A 16,795-nucleotide genomic window follows, 5' to 3' on the forward strand; every position below is an offset into this window, starting at 1 on the left:
GCCCGATCAAACCAGAAAATAATACGAACATCATTAACAATACGTTCACATAGCGCAGTACACATTGCACTCTTTTCGAGAAATCTACGTAATAAGGAAAAGGTAATGGCGACGAACGTTTATGTACAAACGAAAAATCTATTTATTTGGGATAACTTCCGGGCTCATCATGATGATTGCGCTGTGCTTTACCGCCGTTTCCTCTTATCTGACCCAAATCAATCTAGAGCAAAGCAATACGGCGCAGACCCTGCTGGCAGAGCATCAAAAACTCAGTAGCATTTCTTATCGCATGTTTAAGCAGCTCACCGACGAGCTCATATTTGGGGAGAGTGCCAATCAGGCCATTATTCGTAACAAGCAGGCTCTGATTGGTCAGTCGTTAGAGAAGATCCGACGTTTGGAACTTCAGCAGAGACAGGCACTAGGCAATAAGCTGACGGCGGGCAGTGTTGAAGACACCGACGAATTGGCAGCACTTATTAACGCCATCATTGCAGAATTTAAAGCCATTACCGCCATTTATAATAATACGCCACTCGACCAGCAGAATCGTTTACGAACCCTGCTTGAAGTTAAAATTGATAACGAGTTCCGTGAAGCTATCAATGCAGCCGTAGTACGTCAGGGTAATGTGGTAGCCGCACTTAACGCCAAAATAGAAACGCTCAATACCGCCATCGTATGGTTCGCGGTTGGTATAGCCCTGTTTGCGACTCCGTGTATTATTCTTGCTTGTTACTGGCTGTTTAATCAACTTTATCAGCCGCTTACCATAATCAATAACGGAACCAATGCCATTGCTGCGGGGGATTACCAGCAACGCTTACCGGAAACTCTGGATACCGAGTTCTCTCAACTCGTAAAGTCACTCAACCTGCTGGCTACAAAACTGGCTGATCACGAAATGAAAGCAGAACAGTCCCGCCGGCAACTGGAATTTGAAGTCGAGCAAAGAACCAGAGAAATAAGTCAGGTTAATGAACAACTCACCAAAGTCGATTCCCGGAGAAGACAGTTTCTTGCTGACGTTTCCCATGAACTCAGAACACCGCTCACCATTATTAGAGGTGAAGCACAGGTAACACTGCGACAGTCTGCAGCGTCTGAACAGGTATACCGGGAAACACTCGATTCCATTCTGGTTCAGGCGATAAATCTTAGTGAACTGGTGGATGACTTGCTGTTACTGGCCAGAGCCGAACTAAGCCAGTTAAAACTCGACACCGCCCGTCAGGCGCTTGGCGACTTTTTACACGGCCAGGTAAGCCAGTGGCAACGCCTGCACAAAGACCGCGACTTTACCCTTGAAATAGATAATCACGCCAAAACGCTGCAGCTAAGTTTCGATCACCAGCGCCTTAAGCAGGTAGTGGCAATTCTGCTTGATAACGCATGCAAATATTCAGCGCCGCAAACGCCAGTTATCGTGTCACTTAAACAAATCAACAACCGTGCCTGCATTGACATTAAGGATTTTGGAGAAGGGATCTCGCCTTCGGATATTAATCATATCTTCGAACGCTTTGTTCGCTTTAAACATAAGTCGGAGGGCCTGGGGCTTGGGCTGGCTATCGCCAAAGCAATAGTTGAGGCTCATGGTGGCGAAATCCGGGTCAGCTCAACCCCAGGAGAAGGCGCCTTGTTTCAAGTTTATTTGCCAATGGATGTTGTTTCATGAAAGTGTTAATTGCCGACGACGAAATCTCGTTAGTAAATTTTCTGTATCGGGGGCTTACAGCGGAGGGTTTTGAATGTATTAAAGAGACTTCACTGCACAACCTGATTGACGTAGTTAAACGGGAGAAGCCAGATCTGCTGGTACTCGACAGGATGTTTGGTGAGGACGATAGCGTTGATCTTCTCTCACCCCTGAAGCAGCTCAGTCATGCACCGATGGTGTTACTGTTATCCGCCCTCGACGATATAGGCGACAAAGTAAACGGGCTAGATAAAGGTGCCGACGACTACTTGTGTAAACCCTTCGATTTCGACGAATTACTAGCCCGTATGAATGCACTTGGACGACGCCAACGAGCGCAGCCAATTACGCAAGCCAAACAAATGCGTTTTGCCAATCTGGTGCTGGACTTAGAATCCAAGCTGGCCAGTATTATTCACAACGAGAATGCGCAGGAGTTGACGCTGACCAACATTGAGTTCAACCTGCTGAGCTATTTTATAGAGTCACAGAATAAAGTGCTTACCCGGGAGCGTATATTAAGCCGTGTGTGGCAAAGCAATACCGATCCGCTAACGAATATTGTGGACGTATACATCAGCAGGCTACGGCAAAAAATCCCCCCAACAGCGGGCCTGGAGATCACCACTATCCGCGGTAATGGCTACCGGTTAAAAGCACTTAACGAAGCGTATTCACAGCGGTGAGTCAGTGATATGCGATTCACCATACCTCATTGCGATTCGGTACAGGATGATGGCAAAACTCGCCATCCCCCCTTCCAGCACTCATATTGAACAAGGTGCCGACGCTCGTGACGTAACCATTACCAGATAGCGGCACTCAATCTGTCTCCAACGTCCCATCAGAGTAGCCTTATTTTTCAATCGCCATTGGTACTTCCCTCTCATGATCACTACACATAAGTAAATTGACTTTATCAATCGATTTGCAGTGTACCCTCAGGTATCATTCTCTCGTTGCAAGCCATTACTAAACAATCGTTTTATCTGAACTAACCTGAATAATGAACCACGCTCAGCAATTTGTTGCACTCACTAAACAACTCCTTGAATTTCAGGACTTCTGGCGAGACTCACCGTTTTACAATCCCGACATGGTGTGGCGCAAGCACTACCCTGAATTAAGCAAGCAGGTACTGCAACTCAGTGAGAAAGCGTTTAATGACATTGATAACAGTGCAGAGAAACTCCATCAGTTTTTAGCCAATTATATTCCCCACTATGGGGACATGCTGGCCCTCTTAAATGTTGCGCAGAACATCCATCCGGTGGAACTCAACAAACACCTGGCAACGGGCGTGTCGGGGCGAAAATGGTCGCAAATTTTTGCCTTCATTGGCGCCTTGCCGGAAAAGGCGGCACCAGGCGTATCCACAGTGGTAGACTGGTGCTCAGGTAAAGCGCATTTAGGCCGCGCGGTTGCTCATCATTGGCAGCGCGATTTACACGGTATAGAAATGCAATCACAACTGTGTGATGAAGGCAGCGCACTTGCTGCGCCCTGGGTTAACAAGGCACACTTTAGCTGCAAGGATGTGCTGGCAGAAAGTCATGATTTTCATTCGCACGAACATGTTATTGCCTTGCATGCTTGTGGCGACTTGCACCGAACTCTGCTCAGGCAATGGCTGGCGAGCAACTCGCAGTACTTATCCTTTGCACCCTGTTGTTACCATCAGTGGCTGCATGGAGATTATGAGCCCCTGTCTGCAATCGCTGCTGACAACAACCTGTATCTGAGTAAAAATCAGGTGCGCCTTGCGGTACAAGAAATGGTTACCTCGTCACCAAGAGTGTGCAAACAAGTGAGCACCTTAAGTGAATGGCGAATGGCCTTTGATTTGATTCAGCGGGACATCACCGGCAAAGATGAATACCGCTCCACGCCGTCGTTACCCTACTCCTACGTAGCCCTTGGCCCTGAAGTAACGATCCGAACACTGGCAGAAAAATGTAACATTGCCCTGCCGCCTGACATTAACTTTGCACCATTTTTGCAAAAGGCAGAAGTGAGATACCGTGAGTTTCGCCGGTTGCAGTTGGTGTCGCAGGGATTTCGGCGCGCTCTGGAAATGTGGTTAGTACTGGACTTGGTATTGTTTTTACAAGAAGGCGGATGCGACGTAGCCTTAACCCGTTTTTGCCCACGGGAAATAACCCCGCGCAACCTACATATCAATGCCATTCGGAACAACGCGTGCTGATCTAAATTAGCACTGGGCGCACAAGAAAAAACCGAGCCAGTTGGCTCGGTTTCTGAAACGGTAGACGTTAACCGTAAATGTGCAACTTAACCCAGCTTATCTGATGCAATGTGATAGCGTGGGTCTTCATTAACGTTAATTTCTACAAACTTATTCGCTTTGGTAAGCAGTGCTAAACACTCGTGACTTACGTGGCGAATATGCAGCTTTTTACCTGCTTTTTCGTATTTATCGGCCAGGCCATCCAAAGCGTCGATACCTGACGAGTCCCAGATACGGCTCGACTGGAAATCAATCACCACATCATCCGGGTCGTTGGCAATATCGAACAAATCGCGGAAGTGACTAACCGACCCAAAGAACAATGGACCTTGTAACTCGTACACTTTCCAGCCGTCTTTATCTACGTGCGTTTTTACTTCAATGTGGCGCGCGTGTTTCCAGGCAAATACCAGTGCAGACACAATCACGCCCACCACAACCGCAATGGCCAGGTCGGCAATTACCGTCACCGCAGTTACCAGGAACAGTACAAACGCATCTTCCTTGTTCACACCGCGAATAATGCGGAACGACGCCCATTCAAACGTACCAATTACCACCACGAACATAACGCCCACCAGCGCAGCCAGCGGGATCATTTCAATCAGCGGTGCAGCAAATAAAATAAAGCCCAACAGCACCACGGCAGCAGTAATACCGGAAAGGCGCCCACGACCACCAGAGTTAATATTAATCATGCTCTGACCAATCATGGCGCAACCACCCATACCGCCGAAGAAGCCGTTCACGGTGTTTGCCACACCCTGACCAATACATTCTTTGTTGCCACGGCCACGTGTGTCGGTCATTTCGTCAATCAGTGACAAGGTTAACAAGGATTCAATTAAGCCCACCAAACAGAGGATCACCGACGTAGGCAACACAATCATGAAGGTTTCCCAGGTAAACGGCACCATAGGGATGGCAAACGACGGTAATTCACCGGCAAGCGTCGCACTGTCTTTTTGGTCGGCAGGCAGCATATCGCGCACAAAATCAATTACCGTTCGCGCTTCTAAATCCAGTCCGTGAACCAATAAGGTAATGGTAATAATAGCGGCAAGTGACGCGGGAATGGCTTTGGTAATCCGTGGCAAAATGTAAATAATGGCCATGGTAAGCGCAACCAAACCCAGCATCCAGTACAACAGGGTGCCCTGCATCCACTGCTGTTCGCCCAGCGCATTAGCTACTTTGAACTGCCCTAACTGTGCCAGGAATATCACAATTGCCAGGCCGTTTACAAAACCCAGCATTACCGGGTATGGCACCAGCCGGATAAACTTACCTAACCGGAATATGCCGCAGAGTATTTGCAATAAGCCCGCGAGTATTACCGCGGCAAATAAATACTGCACACCGTGCTGGCTAACCAGCGAAACCATTACCACCGCCATGGCACCGGTTGCACCGGAAATCATACCGGGACGGCCGCCGATGGCAGACGTGATCAAACCCATCATAAAGGCGGCATACAAACCAATCATTGGTTCTACACCTGCCACAAAGGCAAAGGCAACGGCTTCTGGCACCAGTGCCAGCGCTACCGTTATCCCGGATAGCACATCGTTCTTGATGTTGCTGTCTTTACTGGAGATTATGTCAAACATGTTTGCTTCTTCAGTGGGTGATTAAAAAACGGTCGGCGATCCTACCACTGTCAGGCGAATTTGTCCTTTAACAGTTTGTTAATAAATGCCGCCTGAACTTGACCAGCCACGTGATATTCGATTTACTGGCAGCGAATAAACAACCTGATCGCATCTTATGGATATTAAAGAGTACATCGACCATTTCCCTGAAATCGCCCAACGCGAACGTCACGAACAGTTTAAAATACTTGAACAAGCTCAGGCCGCAGCTTTTACGCCTTCTGCCCTGCGCAGCTATACCCTTTACAGCTGGTTAATTCCGTTGCTGTGGATTGTTGGTATTGGCGGTGTGCTTTACGTTGCGGTGGGATTTGCCAGTTGGGTGCCTGTGGTAGCCCTGATTGCGGGATTAGTTATTTCGCGCATCATGATCAACAACCGCCGGGAAGCCCTGATGCAAAGTGGATTAAAGGCCGTGTTAAAAGACGCACCACAATGATAGTTGTTATTTTTCGCGCCACCGTTAAACAACTCGATGACGAGTATTTGCAACAAGCAGGCAAACTGCGCCAGTTGGCTTTAGACCAATACGGCTGCCTCGAATTTACCGCGCTGTGTGAAGGCGACAAAGAGATTGCGTTATCCTACTGGCCAGACGAAGACAGCGTAATACGTTGGAAAAACGATCCGCTCCACAAAGCCGCCCAGCAGCAGGGAAAACAAAACTGGTATCAGGATTATCAGGTGCAGGTGGCCAGTATAAATCGCGAGTATACCTCGAGCTAGCCACCTATCCAGTTATCATACAGAAACGTTTTATTACAATGCTTTATCGATATTAATCAACGCATTGGCGAACGTATCGATTTCCGCTAACGTAGTAAACACCTGTGGCGTAACACGAATATTACAGCCACTGGCGAGATCCTGGCGCACCACTGTAAATACACCAAACTCGTTTTCCAGGCGTTGTTGAAGCGCCGAGACCTGCGGCTGGGTCACCTGGCCTTTAATTCTGAATCCGCCCATGCCTGAACTACCGTCAACGTCGGCTGCACCCAGCACTTCAATGTTTGGCAGTGTGTTCGCTACATCAACCCAGCGGCTGCGCAAATAACGTAACCGCTCAGCTTTGTTTTCACCCCCTATGGCAAAATGAAATGCAATGGCGTGGGGCACTGCAAGAAACGCGGCGAAGTCAGACGTAGCTATATGCACTCGATTCTGTGCTGATTCATTTCCACCTGCCTCTCCCGGGAACGGTGAAACTCGCTCAAGTGTGCCTGCCTTCATGTACAAAGCACCCACGCCAACAGGCGACCCAATCCACTTGTGCAAGTTAAATACTGCCCAATCTACGCCAAGGTCGTCCATTTTAAAATTAACCAACCCCCAGGATTGCGCGCAATCGCAAATTACATCAATTCCCTTTGATTTAGCCAGGGCCGCAATTTCCTTTACGGGCAACGTTAAACCGTGTTGGTTGCTGGTATGAGTTAACAACATCAACTTTAAATTTGGATGTTGTTGAAATGCAGCGGTATAGGCATCAATGAAATCCTGCTTGCTACCGGATGAAGGCAAGGATAGTGCGATACCTTCCGCTTTGTGTTCATTGGCCAGCCATTGCATCATGTGCTGAAAACTCGGGTAATCAACATCGGCCCAAAGAACAGCGTCCTGTTTTTGCAATCCTTTATACTGAGTAATTAGATTCACAAACGATTCGGTGGCATTTCGGGTTAACGCAATTTCGTTTACTTCTGCACCTAACGCCCTGGCCACAGTTTGTTTCACCTGCTTAAAATCATCCGACCAATGTTTTCTGGCGTACCAGGCCATTTCCTGATTTATCTTCCGGGTCAATCGAATGTATTCGTCTTCGACCGGCAGTGCCATTTTCCCCCAATAGCCTTGTTCAAGGTTGATGGTATCAGTTCCCTTCAGATAATAACGCGACACTTTGTTCCAATAAGACTCATCCCTTGCCACTGCTTGCGGTGATGCATTGGTGTGAAGTAAATCTACAAGCTCATTTATTGTTGAGTCCTCACCGCTGGCGAATACTGAATGAGATAATCCACCAAGTGATAGCGTGGTAAATGTTTTTAAAAGTTGTCGCCGGCTCTGCATGCTTAGCTCCTGAAATTGTTACTTTATAACATCAGGTATAACGCCGCCGATGTAAATAGAGTCGATGACCTGCACTCGTTGAATTGCAGATAAACAGGACAAATCAATGCGCTTTGAGGAAAGGGACACATTAATAACACTGAAAATATATGGATTTGAGTGTTAAGCTACGAAGTAACCTTTTCCGAACCACCAAACTATTCATGCAGTCCTCCACTATCGATTTTGCGATCACCGTTATCGGGCCCGTACTGGCGTTGCTGGTAATGGGTAACGTGTTAATCCGCGTTAAACTGATCAACGACGAGTTTGTTGCAACGGGATCCAAACTGGTATTCACCGTTGCCCTGCCCGCGTTGTTGTTTTTATCAATCAGTCAGGCTGATTTCAGCCATGCCGCAAATCCATTACTTATTGGTATCGGGCTTGCCGGGACCCTGGGTTATTTCCTGGTGTTTATGGGATTAAGTCATGTGCTGGTTGCCAACCCTGATGCAAAAGGTGTGGTTACCCAAGGCGGCTTTCGCGCCAATATGGGGATCATTGGTTTGGCTTATTGCGCCAATACCTATGGCAGCGATGGACTCGCTGCAGCCTCGGTGTATCTGGGTCTGGTAACTATTCTGTTTAATGTACTGAGTGTATTTGTTTTAAACTTCTATCAGGAAGGTAAGCGCTCACTTACAAAGCAACTGTCCGGCATTGCTAAAAACCCGCTGATCATTGCTATTTGCTGTGCACTGCCGTTCTCGTATTTCAACTGGTCACTGCCGGGCATTGCCATTACCACCGGTAAATACTTCGCGCAGTTAACACTGCCACTGGCGTTACTTTGCACGGGAGCATCACTGCAATTTCGATCGTTCAGCGATGACTGGTTTAACATTTCCTTAAGCACGCTAAGTAAGTGTGTGTTGTACCCGGCTATTATGGTGGGGATTGCCTATTTTGCAGGTTTACAGGGTATGCCTTTGGGCATTGTACTGCTGATGGCGATTTCGCCTACGGCCGCCGCCAGTTACGTTATGGTACGAAGTCTGGGCGGCGACCACCGGCTGGCAGCAAGTATTATTGCAGTTACCACCCTGCTGTCGTTACCGGTGACCATTGTAGCGTTTGATCTGTTGGCGTCGCGGAACCTGCTGTAGCTGCTAGCCTGATTTACTGCCACCGCGACAGGGCGGAGAAGCAAAGGATTGCTCGCCACGGGCAGTCCATTCCTGAGGTGTGTAAGTATGTAACGCCAGCGCATGCACCGGTCCGGCTAATGCGTCAGCCAGCAAGGCATTAACTTGTCGGTGCCGGGCAATCAGGCGCTGCCCCTCAAACGCATCTGATACAATCGTTACCTTAAAATGACTTTGCGCGCCGGGCGCGACATTGTGCTGATGGCTTTCGTCCTGAATATCCAGAAATACTGGCTGAAGATGTGCATTGAGTTGCGATTCAATAAAAGCATTTACTTGCATAAGTGAGGAGCAATATAGCGAAACGTGAGGTTGATTCTACCATCAATGACTTTGCGCGTCTTGCTCAACCCATGATGATAAAAACGTTGTGTTTGACCCGCCATTACCAGCAAACTGCCATTGGCAAGTTGTATATCGGTGCGCTCACCGCTGGGTAAATGTTTAAAACTGAATTTGCGTTCTGCCCCTAACGATATGGATGCGATTACCGGTTCGGGCCCAAGTTCCGGTTCGTCATCGGCATGCAGCCCCATGCCGTCTTGTCCGTCTCTGTACCAATTAGCCAGCACGCAGTTAAATTGTGTATCCAGCTCGAGAGTAAGCCTCTCCCTTAATGAGTCTAACAAGGGGGTGAACGGATGAGGTATCATGCGCAAACCTGAGTAGGTATATTCACAATGCGCTGCACCATGCCAGCTTTGCAGGCGTGGAATCAATACCGATTTACCGTACAATTTGATAGTATCCTGCCGCCAGGGCAAGCTTTGCTGTAATTGAGCATGTAATGTTAATGCTTCTTGCTCACTCAGCCAGTCCGGCTGGTAACTCACCCGGGCATCTCTTAGCGGCAGTGCTTTGAGCCCCTGGGCGGGCGAGAGAAAAAGATCAGACTGCACAGTATTTAACACCAAGATAAAATGCGTTCATGAACACAGAGTTTACACTATTTGACCGGCAACTAACCTTGATTCGTTATCCGGCCAAACACCAACATAAAAGCCTGCAGGCCTGGGACAGTGCCGACGAGCTGCTCATCGAACACCTGTTAACCGAACCGAGTGTACCTGTAGGTCAGCCTTGGATAATCATGAATGATGATTTTGGATCACTCGGTACCTTTTTTGCTGAACAACAACCTGTTTGGGTAAGTGACTCTACCATTGCCCGTTTATCGCTGAGCGAAAACCTTCAGGCTAACGCATGTAACGCGATCTCTGCGATTGATTGCCTTACCGCACTGCCAGCCACACCGGCTCTGGTACTCATTAAAATCCCGCGCACGCTGGCCTTGCTGGAACACCAGCTTATTCAGCTACACAGTGTTGTTACGCCAGACACCCGTATTATTGCGGCGGCAAAAATTAAAGCGGTTACCCGGGGCGTATTGGATTTATTTGAAAAATACCTGGGCCCTACAAATACCTCACTGGCAAAGAAAAAATCGCGCCTGATATTTTGTTCACCCGATCCTGTCAGGCTCAGCAGAGAGATGGCTTCACCTTACCCCACAGTTTGGCAGTGCAAATTACCTACGGGGAACAGTGTAAGCGTTAGCAATCACGCTAATGTATTCTCGCGTCAGTCTCTCGATATTGGTGCAAGATTACTGCTTGAGCACATGTCAGTTGCCAATCATGATCACGTTGTGGATTTGGGCTGCGGCAATGGTGTGTTAGGTTTGAATGCGCTGACGCTGGCACCGCAGTGCTCCGTAACGTTTGTAGATGAATCCTACATGGCAATTGAATCGGCCCGAGACAACGTCGCAGCGAATTTCCCCCATCAACTGGCGCAGTGCCAGTTTGTGGCAAGTAACTGCCTGGAAGCCTTGCTGAACCGTCCGGACAGACCAACGGTTACCAAAGTATTTTGCAACCCGCCATTCCACCAGCAAAATACCATTACCGATCATATTGCCTGGCAAATGTTCCATGATGCCTACGAACTGCTAAACAAAGGCGGCCATCTGATAGTGGTAGCCAACCGGCATCTAGATTATTACCCTAAACTCAAGCGCTTGTTCGGAGGTGTAACAACCCTCGCTAACGATAGAAAATTTGTTATTTACAGCGCCGCTAAACGATAAGGAATCCCTATGCTTAGAACGCTATTTTTGTGTTTTGCGTTAATTTCATTGCCAGTATTGGCCGCCAAACAGGCTGATGACGGCTCGCAAATTCAGCCCGACAACTACTACCCCAAAGTAAAACTGGAAACGTCCATGGGTAACATTGTTATTGAACTGGACCGACGCAAAGCGCCTATTACAGTGAACAATTTTTTGCGCTATGTGGATAAACGCAGTTACGAAGACACCATTTTTCACCGAGTTGTACCCGGGTTTGTGGTACAGGGTGGGGGTTACACCGTCGATTTTGAGGAAAAGCCCTCGTTTCCTGAAATTTACAATGAATCCGGTAATGGCTTAAAGAACTCTCTCTACTCGGTAGCCATGGCGCGTCAAAACGATCCGCATACTGCTACCCGCCAGTTTTTCTTTAATCTCGATGAGAACGACAGTCTGGATCCTGGTAAAAACTGGGGCTACACCGTTTTTGGTGCAGTGGTAGAAGGGTATGAAGTGGTAGATGCCATGGGTGCAGTAAAAACGGAGTACAAGGCCCTGCTCGGCTTTGCCGATGCCCCTGTTGAACCCATTATTCTGCACAAAGTGACCTTGCTGCCTGAACTATAAACTTGTATTTGTTAACCATTCGCTGGCGAAAGTGATTCGGCTTTCGCCACTTGCCTTTGACTTATACATGGCCTTATCGGCCAGACTGACTAAATCGGCTTCATTATTTGCATCGTGCGGAAAACACGACACACCAATACTTGCTCCAATTTCAACTACTAATTCATGAATTAAATAAGGTTTGCAAATTTCTCGCAGGATTTTTTCAACCAATGCTTTGCACTGTTCAAAGTGAGAGACATCGGTAAGCAATAATGTAAATTCATCGCCGCCTATTCGGGCAACAGTATCAGATTCTCTTACGGCATCGCGCATACGCATTGCAACACGTCCCAGTAGCACATCGCCAAATTTATGCCCGTGTTTATCATTTACCTCTTTGAACCCATTAAGATCAACAAACAACACGGCCATTTTCTCACCGCGCCTGATAGAACGCTTTAGTTCCTGCTCCAAACGATCATTAAATAAATGCCGGTTTGGCAAATTGGTCAGCTGATCATGGTAAGCCAGTTGCGTCAGCTCTTGCTTTTGCGCGACGGCTTCTGTGTCATCAATAACGGTATACACCTTAGCAGGCTTGTTATTGAGCGATACATTGCTGATTTCAATTTTACAGTGGTAGCGCTCCCCCTGCTTTTTAAGCCCAAACGGTTTACCTTCAAATTCCCCCAGTAATACCGATAACTTTTTGTTCAGTAACTCTTTCTGTGAAAAGCCACTCATTTTAGCCATTACCCTGTTAACGCGAACAATTACCCCGTTTTGGTCAACAACTACGATGCCACTGGCAATGCGATTCATAATATTGTCGATTAAATCGAGGGTATGGTGTGCTTTGCGCACTCGGAGACGATACAAAACAATTGCAACAGAAAAATTGATCAGCGCTAACAGGAAAGCCAGCCCCTGAAAGAAGCGAATTCGCTGGGCTTCAAGTTGAGTGTCATGCTCAAGTTCTATAGTAAGCCCATTCATTAGCGCCAACAGGGTGAGGTTTTTTCGCTGCGCGACATCATTTGCCTGTTGCAGTAATGCGGTGTCAAACTCCCGCCCGATTAGCTGGCGAATTTTTTGCCGCAAAGGCGCCCATTCCAACAGTGCCTGATTCATAATGGTGCGGGTTTCGTCACCGGTAAGTGGCTCGATTTGAATCATTTCAGACTCAGCAGACAACGTCCGCCCTCCGCGGTGAAATGCATCAAGGGTCAAATCAAATCGATTAAACGTATCGCGCAATTCTTCCAGATACTCGGAGTACTGCACTTCGTCACTGACCGTTTTATCCATGAGCAGCAGTGTTTTGACCATGCGCTGACTTAACATGCGCTGGCGGCCAGACAGGTTAATATTAATTGCCTGTTGTTCGATGCGATACGACAACCACACGTTTAACGACAACGCAATAAAATCAAACAGCAGAAACAATACAATGGCCAACACGGTGAGCGCATGCCCCTCGCGCCGATTAGCGGAGAACAGAGATTGCTTGATGCCAGAAATCATGGCCACTAGTGCATCCCTCACTAGGTTGTGGAAGTAAAATCTTTTGCCAGCACTACTACTTAGCTTAATGCTGGCGTTCAGAAACCAGGGTACTTAAACTATAGCGTATATTATTTATACTGCGCTTTGGGATGCGAAATTTCAAGAAAGAATCGGTTACTTAGGGCTAAAAACCCCACATACCAATATTATCAATTTTCAATCTGCGCGGTTGCTTAAGCAAATACACCACCATATTCGCAATATCCTCGTTCTGAATCAGTCCCGAATCAATGGCGTCCCCTGGTTGCTTACCTGATTGAATTAATGCCGGGTTCAGGGAATGAACGTGAATACCATACTCTCGAACTTCTTCCTGCAGCGCTTTACCCAAACCCACCATGGCAAACTTGGAAGCACAATACACGCCGGCTTTAGCATAGCCGTTTAAAGCAGCCTGCGAAGCAATATTCAGAATATACCCTTCGCGATTGGCAATCATGGCGGGCACGGTGTGTTTACACATCAGAAAAGTGCCTTTCACATTGGTATTCATTACCTCGTCCCAGTCAGCTTCACTGGTTTCCCACACTCGGGTTTCCTTACCGAAGCCGCTGTTATTGATTAGTACGTGAATATCACCAAAGCGATTGATTACCTGCTCCACAAACCGGCTGGTCTGTTGAGCATCACTAACGTCGCACACTGCGCCCAAAATGCGCTCGCCAAATTGGGCCGATAAATTGGCAACCGCGTCTGTGATGGTTTTTTCAGTACGGCCACAAATTGCTACCTGCATGCCTTCTCGCAGCAACGTTTCGGCAATGGTGTAACCCAGTCCCTTTCCACCGCCGGTAACAATGGCCACTTTATCGTTTAAATTATATAACTCTGACATAGCGCTATGCGTCCTGTTTGATTCTGCTTCTGTGGTGTTGAATTACGTTCTGGAATTCCATTTTTAACCACCGGGTTTGGCGTTGTGATGAATCGCTATCGCACTTAGCGCGGGCACGGCAACCTGAATTCTGCCGCGTTCATCCACCAGCACTTCCTGGCCCCGGCATTGCCCCGTTTCGGCATCCGGTTTACCGTTAAGTATGTTGCAATAACGTCCCGGCGCCATTGATGACTCAAGGGCGGTACTAAGAGTCGTATCCCCAGCATTAATGACAACAAACCCGGCGCTACCCCGCCCAAAGGCAATTTGGTTGCCGCCGTTATCCCACCAGTTGGTTACCCTTTGCTGGTCAGCCGTATTGCGTCGAAAGTCTACTGCCCCCGCGATAACCGGGCGCCGGTGCTCGCACTGCCATGTGTCTTCAAAGCAGGCTGGCTGGCTACTCGCGTGAACAGCTAACGAAGGCGGCCCCGCGTCGGTGTCACCTTGAAAAGCATAACTCGACATGACTTTGGGATACCCATAAGGCCAGCTGAGCATAAACACATTCGCTAAATCGTACAATGCGCCATCCACAAAGGTAATAACGTGTCCGCCACCACCATGCCCGCGCTGATTGTCGTGGTTATCAACAAAGACTACCGCGTCACCTGATACCAGCCAATTGTCGGTTGCCACGGCATGTCGCAATGACGCTAATGTGCCATTGCCAAATGCCTCGCCAATGGCCAGTGAATAGTGAAACTCTGTGACGGCCCCATTACCGGTGTACTCAGATGCCCGAATAGGTTCGCCACCCTGATCAATGACTTCCTGAAATACCCAGGGTGCGCCTTGAACCTGCGCCAGTATGTGTTTGATGTCGTTTGCGGCCATATGCTTGGACGCGTCGATGCGAAATCCGGCTACGCCAATGTTCACCAAATCACTTAAATAAGCCGCAATGCGCGCCTGTACATCAGGCGCTTCGGTTTTTAAGTCGGCTAACCCCACCAGCTCACATTGCTGAACATTGTTTCGGTCGCGGTAGTTGGTGATCCCGCAATCGGGGTGAAAATCACCAGGGGTATAGTCTGGAAACTGCTTTCGGGTAAATGGGGTGCCCGTTAAGCTCCTGCCACTGCCTGCTGCCATGTGATTGATCACAGCATCCACGTAAATATCAACACCGGCCGCGTTACAGCGCTGTACCATATTGGTGAATTCTGCGCGATCACCACTACGGCTAATCAGTTCGTAACTCACCGGTTGGTAGCGTGTCCACCATTGGGGGCCAGCCCTATGCTCACTGGGCGGCGACACTTGCACTGCGTGGTAGCCATTGGGGCCCAAAAAGTGCTCACACTCAGTAGCAATATCAGGCCAACGCCATTCAAAAAGATGCACGAAGGTGTCGGCCTGTACGTCTGGCTTAGCTTGCGCGTGAGGCTTTGCTTGCAGTACGGTTGGAAAGCAGCAAGTAAATAATAAAGCCATACAACCAAACGAACGAACAAAAGCAGTAAACATGATTTCTATTCCGGGCAAAATAACAGATGCTAACCCTAGGCTGGAAAGCCCTTTCACTCAATAAGAATACGTATGCAACATGATTGCAACAATCGGGCTCGGGCAAGCTAACACCAATACCCACTTAACGCTGACGTCTATTTGGTTTAGAGCAATACCAATTCGCATAGAAGTTTACCCACTCAGCAGCACTGGCTGGCTTTTTAGCTAGGCTTGTTTGCGCAGGTTTGGTGGTTCCAAATCAAGCAAGCATAACAACGCTAAAAAGTCTGCCAGTGATGCCCGAAGGGAGTGGCCAAAACGACTTACATCTGTGTTGCGCCCTCCGGACATAGAATGACTATGCCTCGGAGTGCGCGTCGTGATCTAAGTCGTTTTCGACTAGCCCTTAGGGATCACTCTGAGAGGGCAAACTTCTATGCGAATTGGTATAATCGACGAGTTCAGTAATGAGTATTGATTTTACAGGGAATTGAATTAACTAATGATTAGATGTTTTGTATTGTGCTGTGGCCTTTTTATCGCCATTTTTGCGCACGCGGCCAAACCAGACTTTTTTACTGATGAGATGGACAGTGAATACCGCGCGCTGCTTAAACACATAGACACCCTTCTGCCCCAAACCGATTTACCGCTTGCGTACCTGCCTTCTTTTACCCCATTCAACTTATTGGAAATCCGGCCCACTAAGTTTACCCGTAACGAAGACAAACAAGCCTTTTCGAATTTCAGCTTTGGCGTATTCGGCAGCCGAATGCTAAATGTGACCCGCGAACAATTGTCTCAATTGCCTGCGCTGACTATTTGCAAAAAGCAGGATTGCACTCAAGAACGAATCGATTACATAAAACGCTTTATTGCTGATTCCGCCGACGACATTGCATTATTACGCCAAAATGCCCAGGTATTTATTGTTCAGCAAACTGCGCCAGAGGTGTTTAGGGTAAATAACACGTTTTATAGCCCCACACAGCTGATCACCTATTATCCATCGGAGAAGGCCGGGTTTGTACCGTCGGCTAATTTTCATATGACCAGTCCGAATGAAGCACCGGATTTGCTGTTACTGGCCAATACCACCGTTCAGCTCAGAGAGATGATGGCCAGCCACAAGGTAGCAGCCATCGCTAAAATAAATGAGCAGAGCATAAACATTGTCTTTGGTGGCATCGCAGATAATCACTGGGGGGCTGTGCTGTTTCATTCAACGGCCATTCCCGCCTCCGGCGACTACAATCACCTGGGGCTCCAATACGATATCGTGCATAAAATCTCAGACAACAGCTTTTACTATCAAACGAATTAATACCAATTCGTATAGCAGTTTGCCCGAATAAACC

Annotated in this window: 16 protein-coding genes; 9 read left to right on the top strand and 7 right to left on the bottom strand. The window is 48.0% G+C overall.

Translation table 11 applies throughout. The annotated features are described in order from the left end of the window. Positions 1 to 121: 121 nt before the first annotated feature. From FJ444_RS11970 to FJ444_RS11980, 3 genes are all read left to right on the top strand, one after another. Positions 122 to 1,681, top strand: coding sequence for a HAMP domain-containing sensor histidine kinase (locus tag FJ444_RS11970; RefSeq protein ID WP_140958532.1), 1,560 nt, complete (start codon positions 122 to 124; stop codon positions 1,679 to 1,681). Continuing rightward, on the top strand, positions 1,678 to 2,388 hold the full coding sequence (locus tag FJ444_RS11975) for a response regulator transcription factor (protein ID WP_140958533.1): 711 nt from the start codon (positions 1,678 to 1,680) through the stop codon (positions 2,386 to 2,388). Before FJ444_RS11970 ends, FJ444_RS11975 begins: the two co-directional genes overlap by 4 nt. A 320-nt stretch (positions 2,389 to 2,708) precedes the next feature. After that, on the top strand, positions 2,709 to 3,908 hold the full coding sequence (locus tag FJ444_RS11980) for a methyltransferase (RefSeq protein ID WP_140958534.1): 1,200 nt from the start codon (positions 2,709 to 2,711) through the stop codon (positions 3,906 to 3,908). 86 nt (positions 3,909 to 3,994) lie between these two features. On the opposite strand, the gene FJ444_RS11985 is transcribed toward FJ444_RS11980, so the two are convergent. After that, entirely contained in the window at positions 3,995 to 5,560 is a 1,566-nt protein-coding gene (locus tag FJ444_RS11985) for a SulP family inorganic anion transporter (protein WP_140958535.1), read from the bottom strand. Between the two features lie 157 nt (positions 5,561 to 5,717). Between FJ444_RS11985 and FJ444_RS11990 the strand changes: the two genes are divergently transcribed. Both FJ444_RS11990 and FJ444_RS11995 read left to right on the top strand, forming a co-directional pair. Further along, on the top strand, positions 5,718 to 6,041 hold the full coding sequence (locus FJ444_RS11990; RefSeq protein WP_140958536.1) for a hypothetical protein: 324 nt from the start codon (positions 5,718 to 5,720) through the stop codon (positions 6,039 to 6,041). Continuing rightward, positions 6,038 to 6,328, top strand: coding sequence for an antibiotic biosynthesis monooxygenase (locus FJ444_RS11995; protein ID WP_140958537.1), 291 nt, complete (start codon positions 6,038 to 6,040; stop codon positions 6,326 to 6,328). The genes FJ444_RS11990 and FJ444_RS11995 overlap by 4 nt, the downstream gene beginning before the upstream one ends. A gap of 33 nt (positions 6,329 to 6,361) precedes the next feature. Here FJ444_RS11995 and FJ444_RS12000 read toward each other — a convergent pair whose 3' ends face one another. Next, the gene (locus FJ444_RS12000; RefSeq protein ID WP_140958538.1) at positions 6,362 to 7,675 is read right to left on the bottom strand and encodes an aminotransferase class V-fold PLP-dependent enzyme; all 1,314 of its coding nucleotides are present in this window, start codon (positions 7,673 to 7,675) and stop codon (positions 6,362 to 6,364) included. A gap of 203 nt (positions 7,676 to 7,878) precedes the next feature. Here FJ444_RS12000 and FJ444_RS12005 point away from each other — a divergent pair, with 203 nt between their 5' ends. Next, positions 7,879 to 8,823: an AEC family transporter gene (locus FJ444_RS12005; RefSeq protein ID WP_140958539.1), complete on the top strand. Its 945-nt coding sequence runs from the start codon at positions 7,879 to 7,881 to the stop codon at positions 8,821 to 8,823. 3 nt (positions 8,824 to 8,826) lie between these two features. On the opposite strand, the gene FJ444_RS12010 is transcribed toward FJ444_RS12005, so the two are convergent. Together FJ444_RS12010 and FJ444_RS12015 are read right to left on the bottom strand one after the other, a co-directional pair. Beyond that, complete coding sequence (locus tag FJ444_RS12010) at positions 8,827 to 9,144, bottom strand: BolA family transcriptional regulator (protein ID WP_140958540.1); 318 nt, start codon at positions 9,142 to 9,144, stop codon at positions 8,827 to 8,829. Next, a complete protein-coding gene (locus tag FJ444_RS12015; protein WP_140958541.1) occupies positions 9,135 to 9,761 on the bottom strand; it encodes an alpha-ketoglutarate-dependent dioxygenase AlkB in 627 nt (208 codons plus the stop codon). Before FJ444_RS12015 ends, FJ444_RS12010 begins: the two co-directional genes overlap by 10 nt. 29 nt (positions 9,762 to 9,790) lie before the next feature. Between FJ444_RS12015 and FJ444_RS12020 the strand changes: the two genes are divergently transcribed. Then, a complete protein-coding gene (locus FJ444_RS12020; protein WP_140958542.1) occupies positions 9,791 to 10,951 on the top strand; it encodes a methyltransferase in 1,161 nt (386 codons plus the stop codon). 9 nt (positions 10,952 to 10,960) lie between these two features. Continuing rightward, a complete protein-coding gene (locus FJ444_RS12025; RefSeq protein ID WP_140958543.1) occupies positions 10,961 to 11,560 on the top strand; it encodes a peptidylprolyl isomerase in 600 nt (199 codons plus the stop codon). Here FJ444_RS12025 and FJ444_RS12030 read toward each other — a convergent pair. The 3 genes from FJ444_RS12030 to FJ444_RS12040 form a co-directional block, all read right to left on the bottom strand. Then, on the bottom strand, positions 11,555 to 13,066 hold the full coding sequence (locus FJ444_RS12030; protein WP_255439156.1) for a diguanylate cyclase domain-containing protein: 1,512 nt from the start codon (positions 13,064 to 13,066) through the stop codon (positions 11,555 to 11,557). The two genes, FJ444_RS12025 and FJ444_RS12030, sit on opposite strands and share 6 nt — an antisense overlap. Before the next feature lie 166 nt (positions 13,067 to 13,232). Continuing rightward, entirely contained in the window at positions 13,233 to 13,943 is a 711-nt protein-coding gene (locus tag FJ444_RS12035) for an SDR family oxidoreductase (protein WP_140958545.1), read from the bottom strand. Positions 13,944 to 14,006: 63 nt separating this feature from the next. Continuing rightward, positions 14,007 to 15,455, bottom strand: coding sequence for an alpha-amylase family protein (locus FJ444_RS12040; protein ID WP_370298043.1), 1,449 nt, complete (start codon positions 15,453 to 15,455; stop codon positions 14,007 to 14,009). A 484-nt stretch (positions 15,456 to 15,939) separates the two neighbouring features. Here FJ444_RS12040 and FJ444_RS12045 point away from each other — a divergent pair, with 484 nt between their 5' ends. Beyond that, the gene (locus FJ444_RS12045; protein ID WP_255439144.1) at positions 15,940 to 16,761 is read left to right on the top strand and encodes a hypothetical protein; all 822 of its coding nucleotides are present in this window, start codon (positions 15,940 to 15,942) and stop codon (positions 16,759 to 16,761) included. Positions 16,762 to 16,795: the final 34 nt, after the last annotated feature.

The organism is Aestuariibacter sp. GS-14 (genome assembly GCF_006494365.1).
GTDB classification, from domain to species: Bacteria; Pseudomonadota; Gammaproteobacteria; order Enterobacterales; family Alteromonadaceae; genus Alteromonas; species Alteromonas mangrovi.